Source organism: Paenibacillus sp. J22P218, from assembly GCF_056269195.1.
In genome coordinates, this window is record NZ_JBWDNL010000003.1 from 594,465 (window position 1) to 618,047 (window position 23,583).

Sequence of the window (23,583 nt, forward strand, 5' to 3'; positions counted from 1 at the left end):
CCGCCCGATTCGCGTTGCCTACTATTTGTTGTTCGCTGCTTTCCAAGCGTCAAGCTGCGATTGTACTTCCGCGATTACCTTATCAAGGCCAGCAGCCTTGAATTTCTCGTTCGCTTTCGGCAGGAACTCGTTAGGATCAACTGCTCCCGTCATCAATGCAGACCAGAACTCTTCTTTAACGTTTTGTACAGCTGCAATTTCTTTGGATACTTTTGTTGCGTCGAAGTTAAAGCCAAGCAGCGGAGCGTCGATGCCCGATGCGTTGAATTCTTTGAACAGCTCCCATTTGTTCTCAGGGTCGTTCTCGTTCAAGTACGTAATAAGCAAGTTGCCGAGGGAGAACGTCGGCATATCGTAGTTTTTCGAGTCAGGCAGGTTTTTCATTACGTTTTCGCTGACTTTCTCGTAGTGAACGCCTTCGATACCGGAGTCGATCATGTTGCGAAGCACCGGATCGGTGTTAAGCAGGTTCAAGAACTCCATTGCTTTCTCTGGGTGCTCGGAGTTAGCCGAGATCGCTTGCATCGAGCCCATAACCGACCAGTTGAACGTGTACGCTTTGCCGGCAGGCGTCGATGTAACCGGGTAGCCGTAGCTTGCCGTCCATAGATTTTCCGCAAGCGGTTGAGTCGAAGCGCGGTCCGTGAACCATTTGCCCGATTTGTACAGGTCTTCAACCGAAGTCGTCGTCGCTGCTTCAGGCGAAATGTATCCTGCTTCGTAGAACTTGTGCATCGTATCCAGAGCAGCCTTCAGCTCAGGCGTTTCGAAGATGTTAAGCACTTTGTAATCTGTTGTGTCCAAGTAAACGGCCATTGGCAGCTTCTCGATGATGTAATCGAAAGGCATGAGCGGCACGAAATCTTTCGTAAGGGAGAGCGGCGTCACTTGCGGCTCGTTATCCTTGATTGTTTTCAAAAGCGGCTCTAGGCTTTCCATTGTCGTTACGCTCTTGATGTCCAGGTTGTATTTCTTCACGAGCTCATCGTTGAAGCGCCATACCTCTTGAGCAGGAAGCTCTTTGTTGGCAGGCACGCCATAGTTATGGCCGTCAACCTTGGAGCCTTCGAGGAACGCCGGATCAAGCGTTTCTTTGATGCCTTTGCCGCTTGTCTCGAGCAGATCGTCGATCGCCGTGAATGCGCCTTTACGCGCGTTTTGCACGTAATCGAACGCCCACGAGCTTGTGAACAAAATGTCCATTGGCTCGCCCGAGGAAACCATTACTTGCATTTTTTGTGTATAGTCACCAAAGTCGATCATTTTCATGTTAACCGTTGCATTGATTTTTTCTTTCGTATATTCGTTGATTTTTTCATTGACCTTAGCCAAATCTTTCTGCGGTACGCCAATCGTGTACCAGATAAGCTCAACCGGCTTCTCCGACGATCCGCCGTTGCCGTTGCTCTCCGTTTTGTTGTCACTGCCGCATGCGCTTACAACTAGCGCGAACGCCAGCAGTGCCGTTAACAGCACAGAAAATCGGGTTTTCTTGTTACTCATGTATGTTACCCTCCCCTTCGAATATCGCTCTCGGGACAAGCTTCGCATGGTTACATCCTTCCGCGCAGCATGATCGTTTATACGTGCTGTCGTTGCGTGAAAGCCTTTTCCCTGTTACTTAACGCTTGTCCTTCGAACTCCCTTAACTTTATAAAATGAAAACATTTTCAAATAGAATAGAAACTAAATAAATCATGCTCAAAATAAAGAAAGCTGCTTCGCGACGAGAAATCGCTATAGCAGCCCCCTGTATTCCGACGGCGAGATGCCGACATGTTTTTTGAATTGCTTATAGAAGTAGCCCGTCTCCCAGTAACCGACGTTCGTGGCGATATCATGCACCTTAAGCGTCGTATTCTTCAGCAGCTCCTTCGCCTTCTCGACCCTATACTTATTCATGTATTCGGTGAACGTCTCGTTCACTTCCTTATGGAACAGTTGGCCCAAGTAGACGGGATGGATGTTGTACATGGCGCCCAGCTTCTTCAGCGACAGGTCCTCGTTGAAGGCGTCCTTAATATGGTTCAGCACCTGCTGCACGATCGGACTCTTCACATCGCGAATGAGCGCATCGACCGTCAGTCCCGCCGCTTCCTTCAGCATCTCCACCACTTGCTCGAGCGATGCAGCCTGCCGCAACTGATCGAAGCTGCCTTGGAACAGCTGCGTTTCCTCGTCGTGGCGAATTTCCTCGAGCTGCATCTTCAAGCGAACCGCCAGCTCCATGCCCGTATCGCGGATATCGGCCGGAGTAAGTCCTTCCCGCTTCTGCAGCTGCGCAAAATCATCCTCCAGGCGGTGCAGCAGCTCCTCCTTCTCCTTCGCCATAATGAGCTGCGCATACTCCGCCCAATCAAGCGGAAACCGCTGCTGATTGTCGCCTTGCCCGCTCGGCAGCTCGTCATAACGTACGATTTCCCGATCAGGGTAGATCATGTAATATTCCTGCGCCTTGCGGGCATGAGCATAACTGTGCGCTGCATCCTCCAGCTTCTCCGCGCTTCCGAGCGACAGTCTCGGCTGCTCCTTGCCCGGCCACTCGGCTCTAAAGCTGCGCAGCAATTGCGCTGCTTGCTCCAAGCCTTCCTCTCGTTCGTTCAGCTTGAACACAACGACGACATCGCCCTCCATATCGCGGAATGCGATGATGGACGTGCCATAGTCGCTTTCATTGCGGGTCGCCATCCAATCGAGCGTCTCCCTCTGCAGGTGCGCCATGCTAATGATGGCGATCGCGACATAAGGCGTATCGAGCTTTATGCCGAGCAGCTCCGCGCGTTCGCCGAACTGCGCCGGATCGATCTGATTCATGAGCCAGCGGTACATGACATTGTCCCGCAAGATCCGTATGCTCTGCTTATTGAAATCGATGCTCGCCTTGGCTTCGTTAAGCTTGCTGATCGTATTAGCCAGCGTCGCCTTCAGCTCCTCCAGATTGATCGGCTTCAGCAAATAGTTCTCGATGCCAAGCCGCATGCCTTCCTTCAAATAATCGAACTCGTTGAAGCCGCTTAGCACGATAACCTTCAGGTCGGCATTCAGCGTCTCCCTTGCGCTTCTAATAAGAGCTAGCCCGTTCATGACCGGCATCGAGATATCGGTAATCAGAATGTCGGCCGGACGCCCCGCGAGAGCCTCCAGCGCATCCTTCCCGTTCTCCGCATGGCCGACAATCTCCAGATCCATGCCGCCCCAATCGATAATATCGTAAAGCCCTTCGATGATGAACGGCTCGTCGTCTACAATAAACACCTTGTACATATCCGCATCAAACCTCCCCTTCATCCGGAAAATAAACGGACACCGTCGTCCCTTCGCCCAGCTTGCTCTCGATCGCGATACCGTATTCGTCGCCGTAGAGCAGCTGCAGCCGTTCATGAATGCTGCGCAGCCCGAACGATTCGCCGACGTTCTCCGGCGCGGCCAGCGACGACTTTATTTCTTCGAGTCGTTCCCGCGTTATGCCCTTGCCGTTATCGGATACCGTTACGCTAATCAACTGGCCTTGCTTCGCCACTTCAATATCGATGCGGTTGTCGCTGCTGGCCGACCTTAGACCGTGCAATATGTAATTTTCGATAATCGGCTGCAGCGACATCTTCATCGCCTTCTTGTTCTTCAGCTCAGGGCTGCAATCGAAGGCGTAGGCAAATCGGTCCTTGTAGCGGATGCGGAACAGCTCGAGGTAAAGGCGGCACGCCTCCAGCTCGTCCTGCAGCGTATAGTTCGGCTTCTGGTGCACGTAGCTTTTGAACAGCACCGACAGACTGTAGATCATTTCGCCGACATCGCTTGCCCCTTGGGAGATAGCCCTCATCCGAATGACCTCGAGCGTATTGTACAGGAAGTGCGGATTGACGCGCGCCTCGAGCGCCGCCAGTTCCGTATGCTTCTGCTTGATCTCGGCCTTGTACACCCGGTCGATATATTGGTTCAGCTCTTCGAGCATATCGTTGAAGCTCTTCGAAATTTGCCCTAGCTCGTCTTCCTTGCCGTCCGCGATCCGGACCGTCAGATCGCCTTGCTTCACTTTGCGGGTAACGCGAATGATGTTATGCGTCCGCTTGGCGAAGTTCGAGATGAAGATGGACGGGATGAGAATCGCGAACAAAATACAGATCGAGCTGATCGTCACGATCGTGCTGCGGACGCCGCGATACGACGCTTCTATCTCTTTCTTCGGCACGACGCTAAGCACAGTGAAGCCGCCCTTCGTGCGCTGAAGCTTCGACACGATCATCCCTTGGCTCGTTTCACTGTCCGAATCGTATACCGATTCGATCTGCTCCAAGTACGGATAGGGCTTGCCATAATAGACGTCCGAAGTATCAAACACCACTTCCCCTTCCGCGGACAGCACGAGGATGGAGCCCATCAGCTTGTCCTCCATCGAAGCGTAGCTGGCTTTGATTTTGTCCGCATCGAAGAAAACGAGCAGCTGGCCGATATTGCGCAGCGTCTGATTGTTGTTAATCGGCACTTTCACGCCGTACAGCTTGAGCTCAGGATTCAGCTTAACGGCTTTTTTCACCCAAATGTTCGGAAGCGAGACGTTCGAGCCCTCCTCCAAGTACATGGCGTCCGGCACGTACGAATTTGCCGCGTTCGTCGAAACGATTTTGAACTGCCTGTTCACGTTATACGTATAGAGCTGCTGCTGCTCCGCGCTGTACATCATGAGGCTCGTAATGTCTGCATCGTCGTCCAGCATATTGCGAAAATATTGTACGGCGTCCACGGAGGAGCTGTTGTTGTTATAGTATTGATCGAGCCCGAACTTCACATAGTCCGGGTAAGGCTTTTCCATTAAATATGACATATTGAATGCCAGCTGATTGTCCCGATACACGTCGACCATCATTGTCTGCACGGAATCGTATTTGCTCCCGATATAATTGCCTACGCTTTCGATCGCCCGCTTCTGCACGTCAAGCTGCCTTTGAAGAGCCGATTGCGACATGGATAAGTACATCAGATAGGAGAACGTGATGATCGTGACGATCGTGATGCCGGCGAACAATAGAATCATTTTGACGAATAAGTTATTTTTCATATATTTGCGGTACAAGTTGCCCGTCCCCACGTTTTAGCCTCCCTCCTTCTCTTCGCAAACCATTATACCGAACGCACTTCATTTCTCATAAGCAGACGATTCAATTGTTCATAGCTTGACGCGATATGATGCGGCATATGCTCCGACTCGGGCTTCGCGCCGCGATGATTGAACCAAATGACGCTCCAGCCCGCCTCAATCGCGCCGATGACGTCGTTGCGCCACGAATCGCCGACATAGATGCAGTTCGCCGGCTTCGTTCCCGTCTGTTCATTCACGTATTCGAAAATACGGCGATCGGGCTTGTCGTGGCCAACCTTGCCCGAAACGAATTGACGTTCCGGCGGGATAAGCGCATCGAGCTCCATCGCTTTGATCTTGCTCATCTGATGCGCCTCCGCCCCGTTCGTGATGAGTCCGACAACGAAGCCGGCCCCGCTCAGCCGCTTCAGCAATTCGCGCGCCCCGTCGAACATCTGGATGTCGAACTGGCAGCCGATATAAGCAGCCTGAATGTCGGCAGATTGCTGCTCGCTAACCTCGATGCCGAACTCGGCAAGCGTGAGTTGGAAACGCCGGCGGCGCATCAATTCCGTCGCTTGTCCTTCCTCCATTTTGCCCGCTCCGCCCATCTCCAATGATAGTATGTCGCTATAGTAGCGCATCCGATGATACGCCTCTTCGTAAGGGAACGCTTCAGTAGTCGCTGCGACCGTCTCCAACGCTTTCCGAAACGGCGTCAAATGATCGTATAACGTGTCGTCCACATCAAAAAATACGGCTGTATGAGTAACATTGATGTCCAATTTCATTACTTCTCCTGTCTATCACTCGTTTTTTTGTACTTATTCTACCACTAGACGGGGGCAGATAGCTTCTATGATCGCAAAAAGGCTAAAAGTGCCGTGTTCGTGCGAGGCTGTAAGTGCGTATATGCACTTACAGCGAAGGAGTAACCCGTTTGTGTCACGGGTAAGGTCATATATGCTCTTACAGCGCTGGGCTTGGCGGTTTCGTGGGTCCACGCCTAACACAAAAAAGCTCTGCCCGCTCCTATTGGAACGGACAAAGCTTTGGTTACACTTAATCCCTATTGCTTCTTCACCACGACCGTTATCGTATCGCTCGAGGTAACGCCAGCCGCGTTTACAAGCTCGCATCGATACGTGTATGTGCCCTTGGCTTTGCCCGCGATTGTTGTCACTGCGTTTTGCGCGCCAGGCGTGGATTCGCTGAGCGGCTTCACATCGATGAGCTGACCGTTCTCGTAAAGACGGTACTCCGTGGCATTCGTTCCCCACCACATATTCATCGTTACCTTGAACTGGCCGTCTCCATCCCAGTTGTCGCTGGACAATACCGGTTTGCCTGGGTTCGCATCCTTAACGACGACGACGAGCGGCGCGCACGAGGTTGTGCCGAACACATTCGTAAGCTCGCAAGTGTACGTGTACGTACCGTTTGCTTTGCCTGCAATCGCCGTAGCGACGGTTTGCGCAGCTGGCGATACGTCCGTCAGCTTCTTCGTGCTGATCAGCACGCCATTCTCATATAGCTTGAACTCCGTACCATTGTTGCCGTGCCACAGGTTCATCGTAACGGTGTAGCTGCCGTCCTTCAATCCGGTGTCATAACCATTGTTGTCGCTTAGTACAGGCTTTCCTGGAGCACCCTTCGCCAGCGGCTTCACAACTCCGAAGGTAATACTGCCTGCTTGTTCATTGCCGGCCTTGTCCGTAACGGTATACTGAACCGTATGCGACCCCGCTGCAAGAGCGGACGAATTGATGGCTTGACCGCTGACAATCGCTGTACCGTCAAGCAACATATGCTCGGCTGCAACGCCGGATTCCGCATCCGTGCTTGTCAGCTCGAATCGCAGCGGCTCTCCTTGAGTAATATCATGGACAGCACTGCCCGACTGCAGCAACTGTGCCGACGGCGCTGTTTTGTCCAGCTTCACCTGAACCGTCTTGACCGCTTCCGCTGCACCTGCCGCATCAACCGAATAATACGAAATCGTCGTCTCGCCTTCGAATGAAACTTCTATAGGTTCTACATATACCCCGTAAGCTCCACTGTTAATTGCATAATACGTAGTTACCGATTCCCCTTCACCCGAAGCGCCGGCGGTTAAAGTCACCGTAACATCCTCGTTAAACCACCCATTCGCATTCGGCGACGCTGACAAGGAAGCCGCCGTATCCGGCAGTCCGTAGCTGTAAATATTGTCGGGAAGCTCATCTAGCGTAATGACATAATCACTGTTAAATACTTTATCCAAATGTGCTGCGGTGTTAGTGACGCCGTCCGTAATGAAGCTGCCTGCCCATGTGCTGAACCAGCTCCAGTCGGCGTTATAAATTTGCAGCAAATCCGGATCTGGAATCGGCCCATTCTCCGGCAGCGTCACCAGCTTCTTATCGTTCACAAGCGATACAAGGCTGTCGTATTTATTGCTGCTCGGGCTGTAATCACCCGCCGGATTGTAAATGTCGGTACTAATAATGTCTACTACATCATCGCCTGGATACCAGTCCGCTGAAGGAGAGTTCCAAATCCAGATCAGATTGTTCAAGCCATGGTAGTTTGTCATCCGGTCGTACATCATACGATAAAGCTCTTTCGCTGCTTCCGGACCGCTCGCTCCCCACCAGAACCAGCCGCCTTCTGCCTCATGCAGCGGTCTCCATAGCACGGGAATGTTCGCATCTTGCAGTCGCTTCAACTGCACCGATATCGCATCGATGTCGCGAATCAGCAGCTCATAATCCTCCGAATCCTTGTTATCTAGCGCATACTGAAGATTGAACGTTGTGAATTCCGTATAGAAGCCTCTCCACCATTCCTTACCCACTTCATTGCCGAACAGCCCCTTCGGAGCGTTCCAATGCCAACACAAGGAAATAAGACCGCCTCTTTCAGCCCAATCCATCATTTTCTCGACCTCTTGCGAAGTCGACCCGTACTCGACGCGTGAAGGCGAGTACTCAATCAGGTCAGTTGAGAAAATGGCCGGATATTTGCCCGTTTGCTCATAAATCCATTCTGCGTTTTCCAACGTTTGCTGGCCGGAAATAATCTTTTTGCCGTAGTTGTCCACGAGATAGTTCATGACCGCTTGCGCCTCTGGCGAAGCGTTCGGATTCACAAGCGTCTTCGGCACATTATGCGTCTTCGGCGGAGCCGTAGGCGTCAACGCGATGTAGTCGATGTTGTACCAACCCCAAAACGGCTCGAACGTAATCGTATTTTCACCTGCTTGAAGCAGCAGCTTCCCAGCTTGCTTCTCCGAGAACTCTGTCGTCGGCTGGAGAGGCACGTTTGCGACAGGAGAGCCGTTCAGCAGTACCGACGTTTCCTTATAGCCATATGGCGCTTGATAGCCGATTGCAAAATCATACAACCCAGCCGATGCAGCGTTATACGTTAACGTAATCGAACCGCTGCTAGGCATGAACACGTAGCCCGTGCCCGAATACCCCGGCGAGTCCGTCAGAACGGATGCACCTTCTCCAATGACTCCATCCTCTGCCTCGACACGGTCGGCTGCCGGTTTGTCGGATTCCAGTGTAATGTACTCGATGCCGTAATAACCCCAGTTTCTCGCGAAACCGATTGTGTTAGCACCCTCTTGCAGAAGTACTTTACCGGCCGCGTACTCGCCAGTTACTTCACCCGCGGGCAATATCGGCAGCTTTGAGTTGCCGTTTGACTGTCCGTTAATGAGAATCGACGTTTCCTTGTCGCCATAGGGCGCGTAATAGCCGACGATTAACTTGTATAGCCCTGTCTCCGGAACGTTCACATTGAACGTAGCCGTTCCAGGACTCGCTTCGTCATGCTCATAGAAGAAGGAGACGTAGCCTTCGCCTTCATAGAGAGCATCGCCTCCAACTGGAACGGTTCTGAATTCAGGGCCATTGCCAGCCAGCAACGCATCGACAGCCTTGTACGTACCGACCACTTGCGTAGGCGGCTCCGGATCGACAGGGATATCCGTCCGTGCAGACAATCGGATATTATCCACATAGATTGCGCCGTTGTAGACGAGATCCATGTTCTTCTGCATTTGTATAACAAGCTCGCCTTGCGCTGAGCCTGCCGGAATAACGACGCTCTTATGAATCGGCACATAGGAGATGCCATTGATCGTCTGAGCACCCGAGGCAAGCGCGGTAATATCATGATTGCTGTAGTCTAACCCCTGCCAACTGCCGTTCAGATCAGTGCTGACCCCGAGAACGCCGGGGAAAGATTGCGGGACATAGAGGTCATAATCGACCTTGCCGTATTTCGTTAGATCAAGGCCGTGATATACACGAATGGCAGCGGTCTGCCAAGTCGCAGTGTTCGAATAGCTCGTATTTACTTTCAGCGCATAGCTATTGCCTTCGGCAGCGAGATCGCCGCTTGCTTCTACCGATACAAGCGCATCCCCCCAGCCTCCCTGCCAGCCGCTTGCCGTGCCATCCTCGAAGTCATAATTCACATCCTCTGTCTGCGCGTATGCCATACCTGCAAACGGTACTAACAAATAAAGCAGCATAGAGAACACAATGATACTTGAAAGCCATTTCTTCCTTGTTTTGAACAAGCCGCATCCCTCCGCAATATGTATTGGATAACCTCACAATAATTACACCAATATTATACATTGAAGCGCTTACATTAAATATGGCATGATCATAGTTTTTTGCTTTATTATTGAAAAGTTAGCTAACAAAAATAACAAAACAAAAATAGCTCCAAGCAAGAGTTTCCTCTTGATCAGAGCTATTACCTTCATGGCATGACGCTAGATTTACTCGCATATTGCAGTATCGCAACAGCAGCACGTTCCCTCCGATCCGGGTTGTCGCTATGCAACGCAACTTCCAATACCGCTAACGCCTCGGCGATGAGATAGGCAGGTACTGCTGCGGGAAGCCCCTCCTCGCACATCCGGTCCTTGTTCAACGTCTTCACTGCCCAATCGTTCTCCAACTCCGTTTTGGTGACCGGCTTCTCGAATCGTGATACCGCAGCCTCATCCGCTAGAAAAGCGTGCAGCTCCTCTCTAAGGTCGGAACGAGCATAGCGCTTCAGCCAAGTGACCCCGCGTCGGTGACAGCTTCCGTCTTCCTCATTATCGAAGCGATCGACATAATAGTAGTCGCCTAGATCGCCTAGGTGAACATCATCCCCGTCAGCCACAAGCACGTAGTCGCCATCTTGCATATTGAACACGAAGCAGCCAAGCTCTTCGATATTTTTGCTAAGCGCCGCAGCTTCCGCCCCGTATTGCCGAGTTATCCGCGCAGCGAGCTCCGTCTCACTGACACATTCCAAATCCCCTAATCCCACAGAACCTGTGCACACGTAATTATCCTCCAGGAAAGAAACCATACGATGCTGTCCATTCTGTACAGCCTTCATTTGAAACAAGCCCATTACCCGTCCCCTCCTCTACCAACGAATTTGGGTGATTACGTGCAAAATACGTTCCCCTTCACCCGAGTCGATATCCCATCCTCCGATTTCTTCTTTTAAACGCGACAGGTTGGTGTACCCTTTGGCTAAACCATTCAAACGCGCAGCTAGCGTAGAGCTCAGCAGCTCATCACGAGAGGAATACAGATCGTTAAGCGCATTGACCGCCTGTGGATACCTGTGCAAATAATATTTCTGATGCCTCTCTTCCGCTTCCCAGAACTTTGTATAAGGTTGGAGTTCCGTATCGGGAGCTATCTCCCGCTCCTTCAGCACCGCTTGAATGGCATCTCGCTGCGATTCATGACGATAGATTATTAAAGACTGATACTGTCTCCCCTTGTATCCATTAATATTGTAGGGGTTATGGTTATCCCAGAAAAGCCGCAACAGCTCCTCAAGGGAAACAACGGCGGTATTGTACTCTAGCTCTACCGTCTCCGAATGGTCGCCCATCTGGCGATAGGTTGGAGTTGGCGTCGTGCCTCCCGCATAACCTGTCCGCGTACGAACAACGCCGGGCACGCTGCCGAACAATGCATCCGGACTCCAGAAGCAGCCCATGCCAAGTGTAATCGTATCGCTCATCTGCGCGCCTCCTATTCTAAGACTAATAATTACCGGAACGCCGACCTTTGGCCGCTGTTCTGTCGGTGGGTATTGCTATAATGGATTTCTGCAGGATAGAAGCCCCATTTGAAGCTTGACTTAGTGCTATATTGGATTTTCGCATCAACTCCATGCTTGAACAGCCGAATAGGAGCTCCCCAAAGGAAAGTTAGTGCAGAAATCCATCATAGACTCAAATAGTGCCCAGAATATCCAAAAGTTAATGCAATTATCCAACATAGACGCAATACGCAATAAAGTTTGAGCACAGTTGAAATGATTCCGATCGAATCGAATAAGCCATGTGTCTTTATTTTAGCCGAAAGCTGTCCATCTGACGAAATAGTTGGTAAAAAAAGAATCATAACCCCAATCGGTTATGATCCTTATCGCCTTACTTATGAGTATGGAACCGCATACTGGGCATGATGATACTCCATCGACATCGTATCGCCCGCTTCCTCTTGGGCCGAGAACGAGACGACGTAGTCGCCGTATGCATACTCCAAATACCACCCGCCGCTCTCTTCGTCCCCATAACGATAGCCCTCTCCCATAACGGCCTCGATCTCGTCGAACGTATCACCGACAACGACACCGCCGATTGAAGCGCCCCTCGGAAGCGCTATGGATATGATTTTGCCATGCTCGGTCGTTCCGTCCTCCGCCCTCGCGGCGCTAGTCAGAAAAACAATATCGGAGTAGGAAAAATAAAGACCGCCTTCATAATAATCAGCCTCAACCGGCTCGCCGTAATGCTCGGCAATCAGCTCTGTGGAGTCGCCCAAAACGAGTGAAATTCCTTCTAGCTGCCCTGCGTACATACCCTCAATATTTTCGTTTGCATCTGTCATTGGCGCTTGAGTAGACTCGGCAATTTCCTCAACTTCCTCAACGGGTTGCCCCTCTGTTCCGGAAGCGGCCGAGCCGTCTCCGAATACTTTGGTCAGCACGGACAGCTTAATCAGCTCCGTCTGCGGGACATCATTGAAGGACAATGCACCTACCTCGAACGTATCCGACTCGTCGTCCACAATAAATTGCAAACGTGCTTTAACTTCTGTATCCATATACATCATCATACCTGTAAACTCAACGACATGCTCATCCGTATCTGACAAGAAATAGGTCCATGTAGGTTCCGCAAAAAACTGCTCGAATGTATCTCCGTACAATTGATCCGGGTTATCCTCCTGGTAGCCACCCTTAACTGCCAACACATAAGGATTGGCGCTATCCGTGACATTCTCGATCTGATCCTCGATCATCTGTGCAGTCTGCTTCGTTTCGACCGAGCACCCGCTTAGAATAACAAGCAGCAAAGCTAATCCCGCAATGCTCTTAACTATCTTTCTAGTACGATTATGACCCCTCATGATTCCGTTCCCCTTCTGTATGTATGCTAGGTTTGTCAGAACCGTCACGGGGCTTCCAAATATCCCCTAGTTCCAAAGTCCATCATACTTACATTACCAAAATCATACAAGCATGAAATGAAGATAAGTCTTTCGCTGCATAAAAAAAGAAGCCGACCCGGCTATGCTGCCGAATCCGCTTCATCCCTTATATTTTACGCTTCTGCTTCACCGTAGATCCGCTCATCAGCTCGAAGCTTTCCTTATATTCGACTGCGCCGATCTCACAGCCGGGCCCAATTGTCACACGTTTACCGCGAACAATACCCGCCTTCGTATACTCGATATAGATTTGATCGCCTTCAATGACGTTCGTTGTCAACGACGCCTTGGCGTCCGGCCTGAAGAAAAACAGGTTGAACGGATTGAGCAGGCTTGCCTTCTTAATCGTGATTTTCTCCCCGCCAATCTCATCAGCCGAGCAGTCCTGATACAGCTTAATGTCCAGCCGTCCCGCATTCAGGAGGCCTCCAATGTGGAACATGCCTCTCACCGTGAACTGATCAACCTCGCAGGCTCCCTTCGCTTTCAGTTCACCTTTCAGTATGAACCGCTCGCTGCGCACGTTGCCCGCAACTTCCATCGCCCCCGAGCAGCGAAGCTCCTGTATTTGCGCGTTTCCTGCAATTGTCGCCGTTCCAGTCACCTTCGCGGTTGCTGCTTGCACATGATCCGAGAAGACGGCTGTGCCGACAACATGAATGTCCTTCGTCTGCAATCGCCCATTCATCTCCAGCGTGCCCATAACTTTGAGCTTATTGCTCTGCACATCGCCCTCTATCGAGCCTTCTCCGACAATTTTCACCCGATCATAATGGCCGCCAAGCGCAACGGAGCTGCCCGTAATCGTTAAGCCACCGCTCGTTAATCCGCCTTGTGACATACTGCTCATCCCTTTAGCCTCCCTCCGTCTTCTCCTTTATTGCTTAACCTTGCTGCCGACATGCGCGCTCTTATCCTGAACGAACTTCTCCTTATACTCCACAAGCTCAATCTCGCAGCCCGCACCAATCGTAACGTTATTCCCGCGCACGACCTTTGCCTTCGTATATTCTACATGAATGTCGTCGCCTTCAATTGTATGAACACTCAGCTTATCGCTGAATGGAACAGGAAGCGTCTTCAGCCATTTAAGTAGACCTTTGCTCGATCCCTTCCGAATACTAATGCGCTCGCCGCCGATTTCTCCAATGCTGCAGCTCCCGTGGATCTTCAGTTCGACCGTCCCTGCGTTTAGCAACCCTACATGCAGCCTGCCGCTCCCGCGGAACGTTTCCATCTCGCACTTGCCTTTGACCGTCAACATCCCGTTAATCTCCATAAAGTCGCCTATCAAATCGCCATCTACTGTTACTTTGCCGTTCAGCTCAAGCTGCTTCGCGAGCATATTGCCCTCAATGTGAGACGTTCCATACAATCGGGCTTTTACAGATTCCAGACTGCCAGAGATCGTCGCTATACCGTCCAGCACAAAGTCCGTGCAGCGTATGCTGCCCTTCACTCGCCCGATTCCTTCAATCTTCGCCATGCCGACTTCGCCGCCCTGCGTAGAACCTATGCCCACTATCTTAAGATCAGGCTTACGTATCGCCTCCATTGACATATCCCCCTTCACCTCTTGTTAATAAGACGACAGCTTCAGCTTCAATTCCTCGATACACTTTGCAATAGGAAAATGCAGGGCAATTCTAACGCCGCTCTCCATGTAAAGCTCGCTTCCCGATGCCATAAGAAAAAACGTCGATACGCCCATTTTGCGAATCAAATATAGATCACAAGGTTTGCCCTCGAATTTCGGGTAATGCTCCGTCAACGTTCGAAGCAAGTTTTTGCCCTCGTCCAGGCTCATCTCGCCCGTCAACAAGCTTTGGTCCAATATGTAAAAGTACATCGTCTGCTCGAAGGTGTAGAGGGGCAGTCTACCCATTTGCTCTTCCGCAAAATCCGCTGTAACATTCGTAACAATGTTTCGTTCAATTAATTGCTGCACACTGAGTGCCAGTCCGGCAGGCGTTGGCGAAAACACTTCAGCCAGCTCATCGAGCGACAAATCATCCTTCATGTTAATGATTTTATCGATTCTGGCCAACATTCGTTGCTTCGGAAAAAATGTCTCTTGTCCCGTAAATGCAGACTTCCGGATAAACCAATCCTCCGGCACGAGGTTTTTGCGCTTCCATCGGTACAATTGTCCGTAAGAAATACCCGTCAGCTCAAGCAGCTCTTTCTTGGATATGAGTTCATCGTCCATCCATCATAACGCCCCTTTCTGCTATCAATGTAACATAACATTGTTACGCAGTAAAGGGGGTGGATATGGCGTGAAATTCTACCGCTGGTTGCAAACCTTAATTCTACCAACAATTGATAGTCCGCAAAACGCCCCCATGCTATGCTGTTATTGACAGTGCGCGCTGTACGTAACCTTTTAGGAGGAATTGGAATGCTTGATTTACGTTTGATTGGAGCCTACATCTCGAAGCTTAGGAAAGAGAAGGATCTGACGCAAATGGAGGTGGCCGATCAACTGAACGTAAGCCACCAAGCCGTCTCGAAGTGGGAGCGCGGGGAGTCGATGCCTGATATCGGAACGCTGCCGGGACTGGCGAAGTTTTTCAATACGACGGTCGACGACATTATCAACGGCGGACTTGCTGGAGTTGGGCAAAGTCACCATACAGGCACCATTATTGAGAAAATAGCTGTCGACGAAACCGATCAAGTAGCCGATATGGTGAACGACGGCAGCATGGAAGCGGATGAGCTCGTGGAGGTTGCTCCGCTAATGAAAGCAAGCACGTTGAAGCAGGTCGCCGATAAGGTAGATCACGCAAGGTTCAGCATGAACGTCATTCAACAGTTGGCGCCGTTCCTGCCCGCGGAGACGATCGACGCTCTCGTTGTTCAAGTAGCGGATAACGAAATACCATGGGAGACGGTTGGTTCGCTCGCCCCGTTCGTTAGCAGGGAAGCGCTTGGCAGGTTAGTCGACCGGACAATCGCCGGTACGGCAGATTTATCGCAAATCGTCGGACTCGCCCCCTTCCTCCACCGGGAAGACATAGACAAACTCGTCACGCAAGCAGCGAATGGCAACATAAGCTGGAGCGCCGTGCAAGGTCTCGCCCCGTTCATTAGCCAAGGCACACTCGGACGACTTGTCGACCAAGTTACCGATGGCGAGCTGGATGCGAGCCGCATCGTAGGGTTGGCCCCCTTCCTTGGCAAGGCTCATATCGAGAAGCTGCTGGAAGGAATGAACGAGGACAACTACAATCCCGACCTGCTCGCAAGTCTCGCCCCCTTCATCGGGAGGGAGTCGCTCAGCAAGCTAGTGACCGGGCTCGTGAACCGGATGAAATAAAGCCAAAAACCGCGCAGCTGCACAACTGCGCGGTTTTTGCATTTAAAGCGCTAATCATCCTGTCTGTGCAGTCGCAATCGGAAAAAGAATAACCGAAATTACACGTAAAATAGAGGTTCCCCGCGCGGGTAGCCACACATTGTTATAATTGGCGAACATCGGCCAGCTTAATGCCCTCTAAAAGCAGTTTCAGCGTCCGCATTGCTTCTTCCAGCGCTTCCGGCCGCGTCTCCGCATGCGCCAGCCAAAGCGAGGCTTCGTTGAGCGCGCCCGATAACAAATGCGTCATCGCGTCGATGGATGCACGGTTCAAATAACCTTGCTCCTTCATAAGCCGCAGTTGGCCTCGCAGCAAGCTCATCGCATGCTGTTCATCCATTTCGCGCCATACGTTCCAGCCCAGGATTGCCGGTCCGTCGATCAGCATAATGCGTTTGCGGTTCTCTTCTACCGCAGCCATCACGAACGCGCGGCACCCCAGATAGAGCTGCTCCCATGCGTCTTCCGATGCGGAAGCATCCCGCTCGACGCGCTGGGCCACTTCGCGCTGTACCGATTCCAGCACGCTGCGGAACAGCTCTTTTTTGCTGCGAAAATGATGATAGACGGCGCCTCGCGTCAGGTTCGCTTCCTGTACGATCAGCTCCAGCGCCGCATCCGCATAACCGTGTTCCGTGAAATGCCGCCTGGCTATTGCCGTAAGCGTATGAATCGTCTCGTTCGTCTCTGCTTTCGTTCTTCTGGCCATAAGGAAGCTCCAATCGTCTGCTTGTCAACCGTTCTAGCCGGTCCGTCTCGTTGTCATACATTGTAGCGGACGTTTCAGGGTCTTACAAGTATTGTTCGCTATAAGCTTCAGAAGGCGGAATGACTTGAATTATATCGATCAGTACGCCGTTCGGATCGGCTGTAATAAAGTGCCGCTGGCCGAACTCCTCATCCCGAATATCTTGCAGAAGCGGCAGCTTGGCGATCTGAATGAGACGCTCGTACTCGGCATCCGCATCCTCTATCTCCAGGTTCAAGATAAGACCATTTACGCTCGTCCCATGTCCCTCAGGAACGGTAGGATGCGCCGGATCCAAAATCGCCAACTCGAACGGAATTTCACTGTTAGCAAGCTTCAAGCTCACGTACCAATCTGCCTCGAATACCTTTTCAAAGCCGAAATATGCCGTGTAAAACGCTGCGGTCTCCGATACTTTCCCCGACTGAATGACCGGATAAAAACTCGTTACTTTCATTGGAACAGCCTCCTTGATTTCGTCATTTGATGTGTTGATTGCATTTATATTAACATACATACTGTATGTATGTAAACTGCGCGCTATAAACCAAACAATAAAATAACACACGATCATCGTAGGAATAGCTATTCAGTAATGAAGGGAACTGCTTTATGCTAGGCTCATACGACCAATCCGAACCTTGCCTCATGAAACGACCCTTTCATCCTCCACTATCTTTGCACGCTGCGACCTCAACTCTGCACACTCTACTTCTGTCAAATTGTGAAAACAAATGAAAACAACATAACCTATCTCTCTATTAAGGAGGTGATCGTCAAAAGTCCACTCGCTTTGCGCAATAATGTAAGCGCATTATTTTCCTTAAGAAAGATATAACTAGGAGGTTATTTATGTTCTCTATGAGCAAACGGCTTACGAAAAATCCGTCCTTCATCCTGTTCCTGTCCTTCGTTGTATTGCTGTCGCAGTTCACCCTCTACCCTTCCGACTCGTCCGCCGCTGGCGGGCCTAACCTCGCCGCGGGCAAAAGCGTGACCACCAGCGGCCATGCCGACGTGTACGTTGCGGGCAACGTCGTCGACAGCAACGCAAGCACGTATTGGGAAAGCGTGAACAACGCATTCCCGCAGTGGATTCAAGTCGATCTCGGCGCTAGCGCCAGCATCGATCAAGTCGTGCTGAAGCTGCCGGCAGGCTGGGAGACGCGCACGCAAACGTTGGCCGTGCAGGGCAGCTCGAACGGCTCATCGTTTACCGACATCGTTGGCTCTGCAAGCTATGTGTTCAACCCTACCGTTAACGGCAACTCCGTAACGATTAACTTTGCCGCTGTCAGCACGCGTTATGTTCGCTTGAGCATCTCCGCCAACACAGGCTGGCAAGCCGGCCAAATTTCCGAATTCGAAATTTACGGATCAACCGTTACGCCTACACCAACGCCTCCAGTTACTCCTACTCCTACAACAGCACCTACAGGCACTTATCAAGCCGAAAGCGCTGCACTCGCTTCCGGAGCCAAAGTAAATACCGATCATACCGGATACTCCGGCACAGGTTTCGTAGACGGTTACTGGACACAAGGCGCGACAACTACGTTTACGGTTAGCGTGGCGTCAGCCGGCAACTACGATGTCGCCTTGAAATACGGCAACGCCCAAGGCGGTTCGCGCACGATCAGCGTTTACGTCAACGGCACGAAAATTCGCCAGACAACGCTTGCTAACCTCGCGAACTGGGATACATGGGGCACGAAATCGGAAACGCTGGCTTTGAATGCCGGCAGCAATACGATCGCGTACAAATATGACGGAGGCGATTCGGGCAATGTTAATCTGGACCAGATTACGTTGACGTTCACGAATACGACGCCTACCCCTACACCAACGGCTTCACCTACACCTACAGCGACTCCTACAGCATCGCCAACACCAACACCTACACCGACTCCTACAGCATCACCGACTCCAACACCAACGGTTACGCCTACACCTACGACGCCAACCGGAAATAATGTCGCATTGAACAAAAGCATTACCTCTTCCTCTACCGTCCACACTTTTGTAGCAGCTAACGGCAACGATGGCAGTACGGCTACATACTGGGAAGGCGGCAGTAACCCGAGTACCCTCACAGTCGATCTCGGCTCTAACCATAACATCACATCAATCGTCTTGAAGTTGAACCCGGCTACGGAATGGGGGACTCGCACCCAAACGATTCAAGTATTAGGCAACAACCAAGACTCGGCTGCGTTCAACAATCTCGTATCCTCCGCGTCTTACACATTCAATCCGGCTACCGGCAACTCGGTAACGATTCCGGTCACCGCTGCAGTCAAACAGGTACGCTTGAACATTACAGCCAACACCGGTTCTTCTGCGGGTCAAGTAGCGGAGTTCGAAATATACGGCACACCGGCTCCGAATCCGGATCTGACGATTACCGGCATGACCTCCGCGCCGGCATCACCGGTCGAGACCGATGCCATTACATTGAGCGCAACCGTCAAAAATAACGGCAACGCGAACGCGCCGTCAACTTCGGTCAACTTCTTTCTGGCTGGCGAGCTTGTCGGTTCTGCACCGGTCAGCGCTTTGGCGGCCGGCGCCTCAGCAACGGTTACGCTGAATGCCGGAACGAGAAATGCCGGCACTTACGCAGTAAGCGCCAAAGTCGATGAGAGCAATGCAATCATCGAGCAGAACGACAGTAACAACAGCTTTACGAGTGCGGCCTCGCTGACAGTCGTTCCCGTGCCAAGCTCCGACCTCATTACAACGGCATCCTGGAATCCGAGCAATCCGAGCGCAGGTAACACCGTAACGTTCACGGTTAATTTGAAAAACCAAGGCAACGTTGCATCAGCAGGCGGCGCCCATGCGATTACGCTTCTGCTGAAGAACGCGGCAGGCACGACGATTCAGACGCTGAACGGCTCATATAGCGGAGCGCTCACGGCTGGCCAATCCGTCAACGTCAATATGGGAACTTGGACCGCTGCGAATGGCAGCTACTCCGCGACAGCAACGGTTGCCAATGACGCGAACGAAGTAAGCATCAAGCAAGCAAACAACACAAGCACATCAAGCCTTTATGTTGGCCGCGGCGCGAATATGCCGTTCACCATCATTGAGGCGGAAGCTCCCTCCAACACGACGAACGGAACGAAGCTTGTCCCTAACTTCAAGCCTGGCGACTTCGCCGGCGAAGCTTCCGGACGTTCTGCCGTCCATCTTGATGCAACGGGTGAATATGTCGAATTTACGCTTACCGCTCCAGCGAACGCATTCGTTCTTCGCAACGCGGTAGCCGAAAGCACGACCGGAACGGTCAGCATTTACGCTAACGGAGTCGATAAAGGCAACTTCAACGTCACCTCCAAGTTCTCTTACGTGTACGCAACGCCTAGCACGCTTGGCAGACTCGGCTACGACAACGCTCCTGGGGCAGGCTTAACTGCATACTGGCTCTATGAAGATTCGCAGCTCATGCTCGATCAAGTGTATCCGGCAGGCACGAAGATCAAGATTCAGAAGGATGCCGGCGACGTATCCTGGATTTATGTCGACATGATCGAAACGGAAAACGTCGCGCCGGCTGCTTCCAATCCGGATCCAAGCAAATACGTTCAAGTTTCGTCTACCAAATCCATCGAGCAGGCGCTTAATGAATTCAGGCAAGACAACACGAAGAAGGGCATCTTCATCCCTGCCGGCGAGTGGACGATCAACAGCAAAATCTTCCTCTACGGCCGTGCAACGGAGATCATCGGCGCAGGCCCATGGCATACGAAGCTCGTCGCTCCGCAGAGCCAATCCAATACGGATGTCGGCTTCAATATCGGATCGACCGCGAACGGTTCGACGATCAAAGATCTGTCCGCATGGGGCAACTATGTTTACCGGACAGACGGTCCAGGCAAGTTCATTGACGGCAACGGCATGCAGGACGTTACGGTTCAGAACATTTGGGTCGAGCACTTCATCTGCTTGTACTGGGGCGTCAACTCCTCCTACAATACGTTCCAAGACAACCGAATCAAAAACACGTTCGCGGACGGCATCAACATGACGAACGGCTCGTCCTATAACGTCATCGACAACAACTACTCGCGCGGAGCCGGCGACGACGCTTTCGCCTTGTTCAGCGCGGTGGATGCAGGCGGGTCTTACAACGTAGGCAACGTATACTCGAATCTGACCGCTACTTGCGTTAGACGCGCAGCCGCGTTCGCCGTATACGGCGGTTCCGGCAACCTGTACCAAAACCTGTACGGCGCAGATACGCTTACGTATCCGGGCCTCACGATCAGCAGCCTCAGCTTCGGCTACAACACGCTCGGCTTCGGGGATCAAGATACGGTCATCGACGGCGTAACGCTCGACCGTACCGGCGGCGACTTCTGGACCAGCGTCGGCGCGGATGACAAGATCAACGAATATCAGAACTTCGGTGCGATCTGGTTCTTCGGCGGCGACCGGACGTTCAAGAACATTCTCGTCAAGAACGTCGACATCAACAATCCGGTCTACTTCGGCCTAATGTTCCAGACGAAATCGCCGGAAAATCTCGCGATGCAAAACGTTCGCGTCGAGAACGTCAACATCAACAACCCTACCCGCTACGGCATTAAGCTCGTCGTCAGAGCGGAGCAAGGGCAAGGCCCGGCGGTCGGCGGGGCGAGCTTCACGAACGTGAAGATCAACAATCCAGGCGTAGCCGCCATCTACGGCGAGAGCGGCAGCCCGAACTTCACCGTCACGAGAGTGTCCGGCAACAACTGGTGATTAGACGCTGCAACGCAAAAAAAAGAGCTTACTCGGGCAACCGAGTAAGCTCTTTTTCTATTAACTGAACTTTCCATATATAGGTTCCTTTCGTCAGTCGTATAGAGTATCTTTAAATTATGTCTAAAAAGTACACCGATGGTTAAAGGAGCACAACTATGCCGGACTGGTCGTATCAGACCTTATTTCGACCTTTATTATTTAAGCTGCCATCACGACTAAGCAGAGCGATAACGTTAAAAGCCATAGGCACGCTTAGCAAGTTGCCTAGCGGTCCCTTTGTCATACGGACGCTTGGCCATATGGAGCCGTCGCCGCTGCTGGAGCAAGAGCTGGCAGGACTTTTCTTAAGCACGCCGGTAGGCTTGTCTGGAAGCTTGGACCCTCAGGGAACGGCTCATAAAGCGCTCGCTCAGTTCGGCATCGGCTTCATTGAGCTTGGTCCCATTACGGTTCGTCCTATGCACGTTCAAGCACCGATTGAAAACGACCATGCGAACGAAACGATACACTACCCCTCCTACTTTGAAAATGAAGGCGTTGAACGTACGGCTATCCGTATGGGCAAGCCCGGACATCGATTGCCGCAAATGGCGCGGATTACGCCCCTTCCCGGCTCATCTGCGGAGGAGGCTGTTCATGAGCTTTGCAACATGATGGCACGTTTAAGCCGTTCTGGCGCTTCGGCCTTTTATGTGGATATCGTTAACGGAACTCGCGTTTGGGAGGAAACTGTAGAGATCGCCAAGGGCTTTACAGCACTCGCGGCGTCCTATAACCCGAATCAAGTGCCGCTATTTCTTTATGTACCGCCCGACTTCTCTAATGAGAGATTATGCAGCTTGCTGGACATTGGGGAGGCTTCTTTCTGGAAAGGGGTTGTTATTGGAGAAGCCGTTCACGAATGCGAGGATAACCCTAGCAGACACAATTACCCGATTAAGGTTGGAAGAGAAGCAAAAGCAATTTCCCTGGAGAAAATAAAACATCTTCGCAATCACTGCCACTGTTCCGATTCTTTCGTGATCAAAGCGGGAGGCGGCGTACATGAGCCGCAGGATGCGCTCGATCTTATGAACGCCGGCGCGAATGCCGTCATGCTGCACAGCGGACTCGTCTATGCCGGCCCGGGCCTTCCGAAGCGGATCAACGAAGCCGTTATTTATGAGCGGGTTCGGAGTACGTCTAAACCCGAGATGCCTTCCTTTTGGAAGCATTGGGGCTGGATGTGCTTGCTTGGGATCGGAATGATCATTGGCGGCATTCTTTCATGGATCATCGCCGCGACGACTGTACTATTGCCTTACGATTTGGATTTTATAGGCATGTCGGTGGAAGAGCTTCATGTCATTAACCATCATCTGCTCCATTTCATGTCGCATGATCGGATTACGCTGGCCGGGACCATGATTTCTATCGGCATTCTTTATTACCAGTTGGCCAGATATGGATTGAAGGACGGCCTGCACTGGGCCAAGACGGCATTAATTACCTCGGGCCTGACGGGCTTTGCTAGCTTTTTTCTGTATTTGGGCTACGGCTATTTCGATCCGCTCCATGCGGTCGCTGCCGCTTTGCTGTTTCCTATGTTCCTTCTCTCCATGCGCAGCAACCCGGACCAACCCTATCGCAGGCCAGTCAATCTGCGCAATACTCGAATTTGGCGTACGGCGATGTGGGGGCAATTATGCTTTGTTGTACTCGGCTTTGCGTTAGCCATCGGGGGTCTAACGATTGCGACGGTCGGCGTCACGGAGGTATTCGTACCGGAGGATCTTGCCTATTTGAAGATAACGCCCGCCGAACTGGACGCAGCCAATCCGCGGTTAATGCCATTAATCGCCCATGATCGGGCCGGCTTCGGCGGCGCGCTGCTTTGCGATGCATTGGCTATTCTCATCATCGCTTTGTGGGGTATTCAGCAAGGAGCGCGTTGGTTATGGTGGACGCTGCTGCTTGGCGGAGCTCCGGGCTTCTATGCCGGTTTCAGTGTGCATTTCTCGATCGGCTATACCGATTTTTGGCACTTGCTGCCAGCATTATTCGCGCTGCTCCTATACGTTTTCGGAATCATTCTTTTATATCCGTACCTGATGCGGGGCGAGCCGGCTAAGTAAATACGCGAGCGGTG

At 51.8% G+C, this 23,583-nt stretch carries 16 protein-coding genes; 3 read left to right on the plus strand and 13 right to left on the minus strand.

The features are described from left to right. Positions 1-21 precede the first annotated feature (21 nt). The 11 genes from AC0YN0_RS17350 to AC0YN0_RS17400 form a co-directional block, all read right to left on the minus strand. Positions 22-1,503, minus strand: a complete 1,482-nt coding sequence (locus AC0YN0_RS17350) for an ABC transporter substrate-binding protein (protein ID WP_475822371.1) — start codon at positions 1,501-1,503, stop codon at positions 22-24. A gap of 234 nt (positions 1,504-1,737) precedes the next feature. Next, positions 1,738-3,264, minus strand: coding sequence for a response regulator transcription factor (locus AC0YN0_RS17355; protein ID WP_475822372.1), 1,527 nt, complete (start codon positions 3,262-3,264; stop codon positions 1,738-1,740). Between the two features lie 7 nt (positions 3,265-3,271). Beyond that, complete coding sequence (locus tag AC0YN0_RS17360) at positions 3,272-5,086, minus strand: sensor histidine kinase (RefSeq protein WP_475822373.1); 1,815 nt, start codon at positions 5,084-5,086, stop codon at positions 3,272-3,274. 32 nt (positions 5,087-5,118) lie between these two features. After that, positions 5,119-5,868, minus strand: coding sequence for an HAD family hydrolase (locus AC0YN0_RS17365; RefSeq protein WP_442048438.1), 750 nt, complete (start codon positions 5,866-5,868; stop codon positions 5,119-5,121). 278 nt (positions 5,869-6,146) lie between these two features. After that, a complete protein-coding gene (locus tag AC0YN0_RS17370; protein ID WP_475822374.1) occupies positions 6,147-9,653 on the minus strand; it encodes a glycosyl hydrolase in 3,507 nt (1,168 codons plus the stop codon). Between the two features lie 188 nt (positions 9,654-9,841). Next, positions 9,842-10,489 (minus strand): hypothetical protein, encoded by a 648-nt coding sequence (locus tag AC0YN0_RS17375; protein ID WP_475822375.1) that lies wholly within the window; start codon positions 10,487-10,489, stop codon positions 9,842-9,844. Between the two features lie 15 nt (positions 10,490-10,504). Beyond that, positions 10,505-11,116, minus strand: a complete 612-nt coding sequence (locus AC0YN0_RS17380; RefSeq protein WP_475822376.1) for a peptide-methionine (S)-S-oxide reductase MsrA — start codon at positions 11,114-11,116, stop codon at positions 10,505-10,507. A gap of 419 nt (positions 11,117-11,535) precedes the next feature. Then, a complete protein-coding gene (locus AC0YN0_RS17385; RefSeq protein ID WP_475822377.1) occupies positions 11,536-12,513 on the minus strand; it encodes a hypothetical protein in 978 nt (325 codons plus the stop codon). Between the two features lie 187 nt (positions 12,514-12,700). After that, positions 12,701-13,444 carry a bactofilin gene (locus AC0YN0_RS17390; RefSeq protein ID WP_475822378.1) on the minus strand — a complete coding sequence of 248 codons (744 nt, stop codon included), beginning with the start codon at positions 13,442-13,444 and terminating at the stop codon, positions 12,701-12,703. A gap of 27 nt (positions 13,445-13,471) precedes the next feature. Beyond that, positions 13,472-14,149 (minus strand): bactofilin family protein, encoded by a 678-nt coding sequence (locus AC0YN0_RS17395; protein ID WP_475822379.1) that lies wholly within the window; start codon positions 14,147-14,149, stop codon positions 13,472-13,474. Positions 14,150-14,173: 24 nt separating this feature from the next. Then, positions 14,174-14,803, minus strand: coding sequence for a YhbD family protein (locus tag AC0YN0_RS17400; protein ID WP_475822380.1), 630 nt, complete (start codon positions 14,801-14,803; stop codon positions 14,174-14,176). 192 nt (positions 14,804-14,995) lie between these two features. Between AC0YN0_RS17400 and AC0YN0_RS17405 the strand changes: the two genes are divergently transcribed. Next, a complete protein-coding gene (locus AC0YN0_RS17405; RefSeq protein ID WP_475822381.1) occupies positions 14,996-15,916 on the plus strand; it encodes a helix-turn-helix domain-containing protein in 921 nt (306 codons plus the stop codon). A 142-nt stretch (positions 15,917-16,058) separates the two neighbouring features. Here AC0YN0_RS17405 and AC0YN0_RS17410 read toward each other — a convergent pair whose 3' ends face one another. Beyond that, positions 16,059-16,664, minus strand: a complete 606-nt coding sequence (locus AC0YN0_RS17410; RefSeq protein ID WP_475822382.1) for a TetR/AcrR family transcriptional regulator — start codon at positions 16,662-16,664, stop codon at positions 16,059-16,061. 82 nt (positions 16,665-16,746) lie between these two features. Next, entirely contained in the window at positions 16,747-17,160 is a 414-nt protein-coding gene (locus tag AC0YN0_RS17415; RefSeq protein ID WP_475822383.1) for a VOC family protein, read from the minus strand. A gap of 395 nt (positions 17,161-17,555) precedes the next feature. On the opposite strand from AC0YN0_RS17415, the gene AC0YN0_RS17420 reads away from it, so the two are divergent. Beyond that, positions 17,556-21,452: a galactose-binding domain-containing protein gene (locus AC0YN0_RS17420; RefSeq protein WP_475822384.1), complete on the plus strand. Its 3,897-nt coding sequence runs from the start codon at positions 17,556-17,558 to the stop codon at positions 21,450-21,452. 158 nt (positions 21,453-21,610) lie between these two features. After that, a complete protein-coding gene (locus AC0YN0_RS17425) occupies positions 21,611-23,569 on the plus strand; it encodes a beta/alpha barrel domain-containing protein (RefSeq protein ID WP_475822385.1) in 1,959 nt (652 codons plus the stop codon). Positions 23,570-23,583 lie beyond the last annotated feature (14 nt).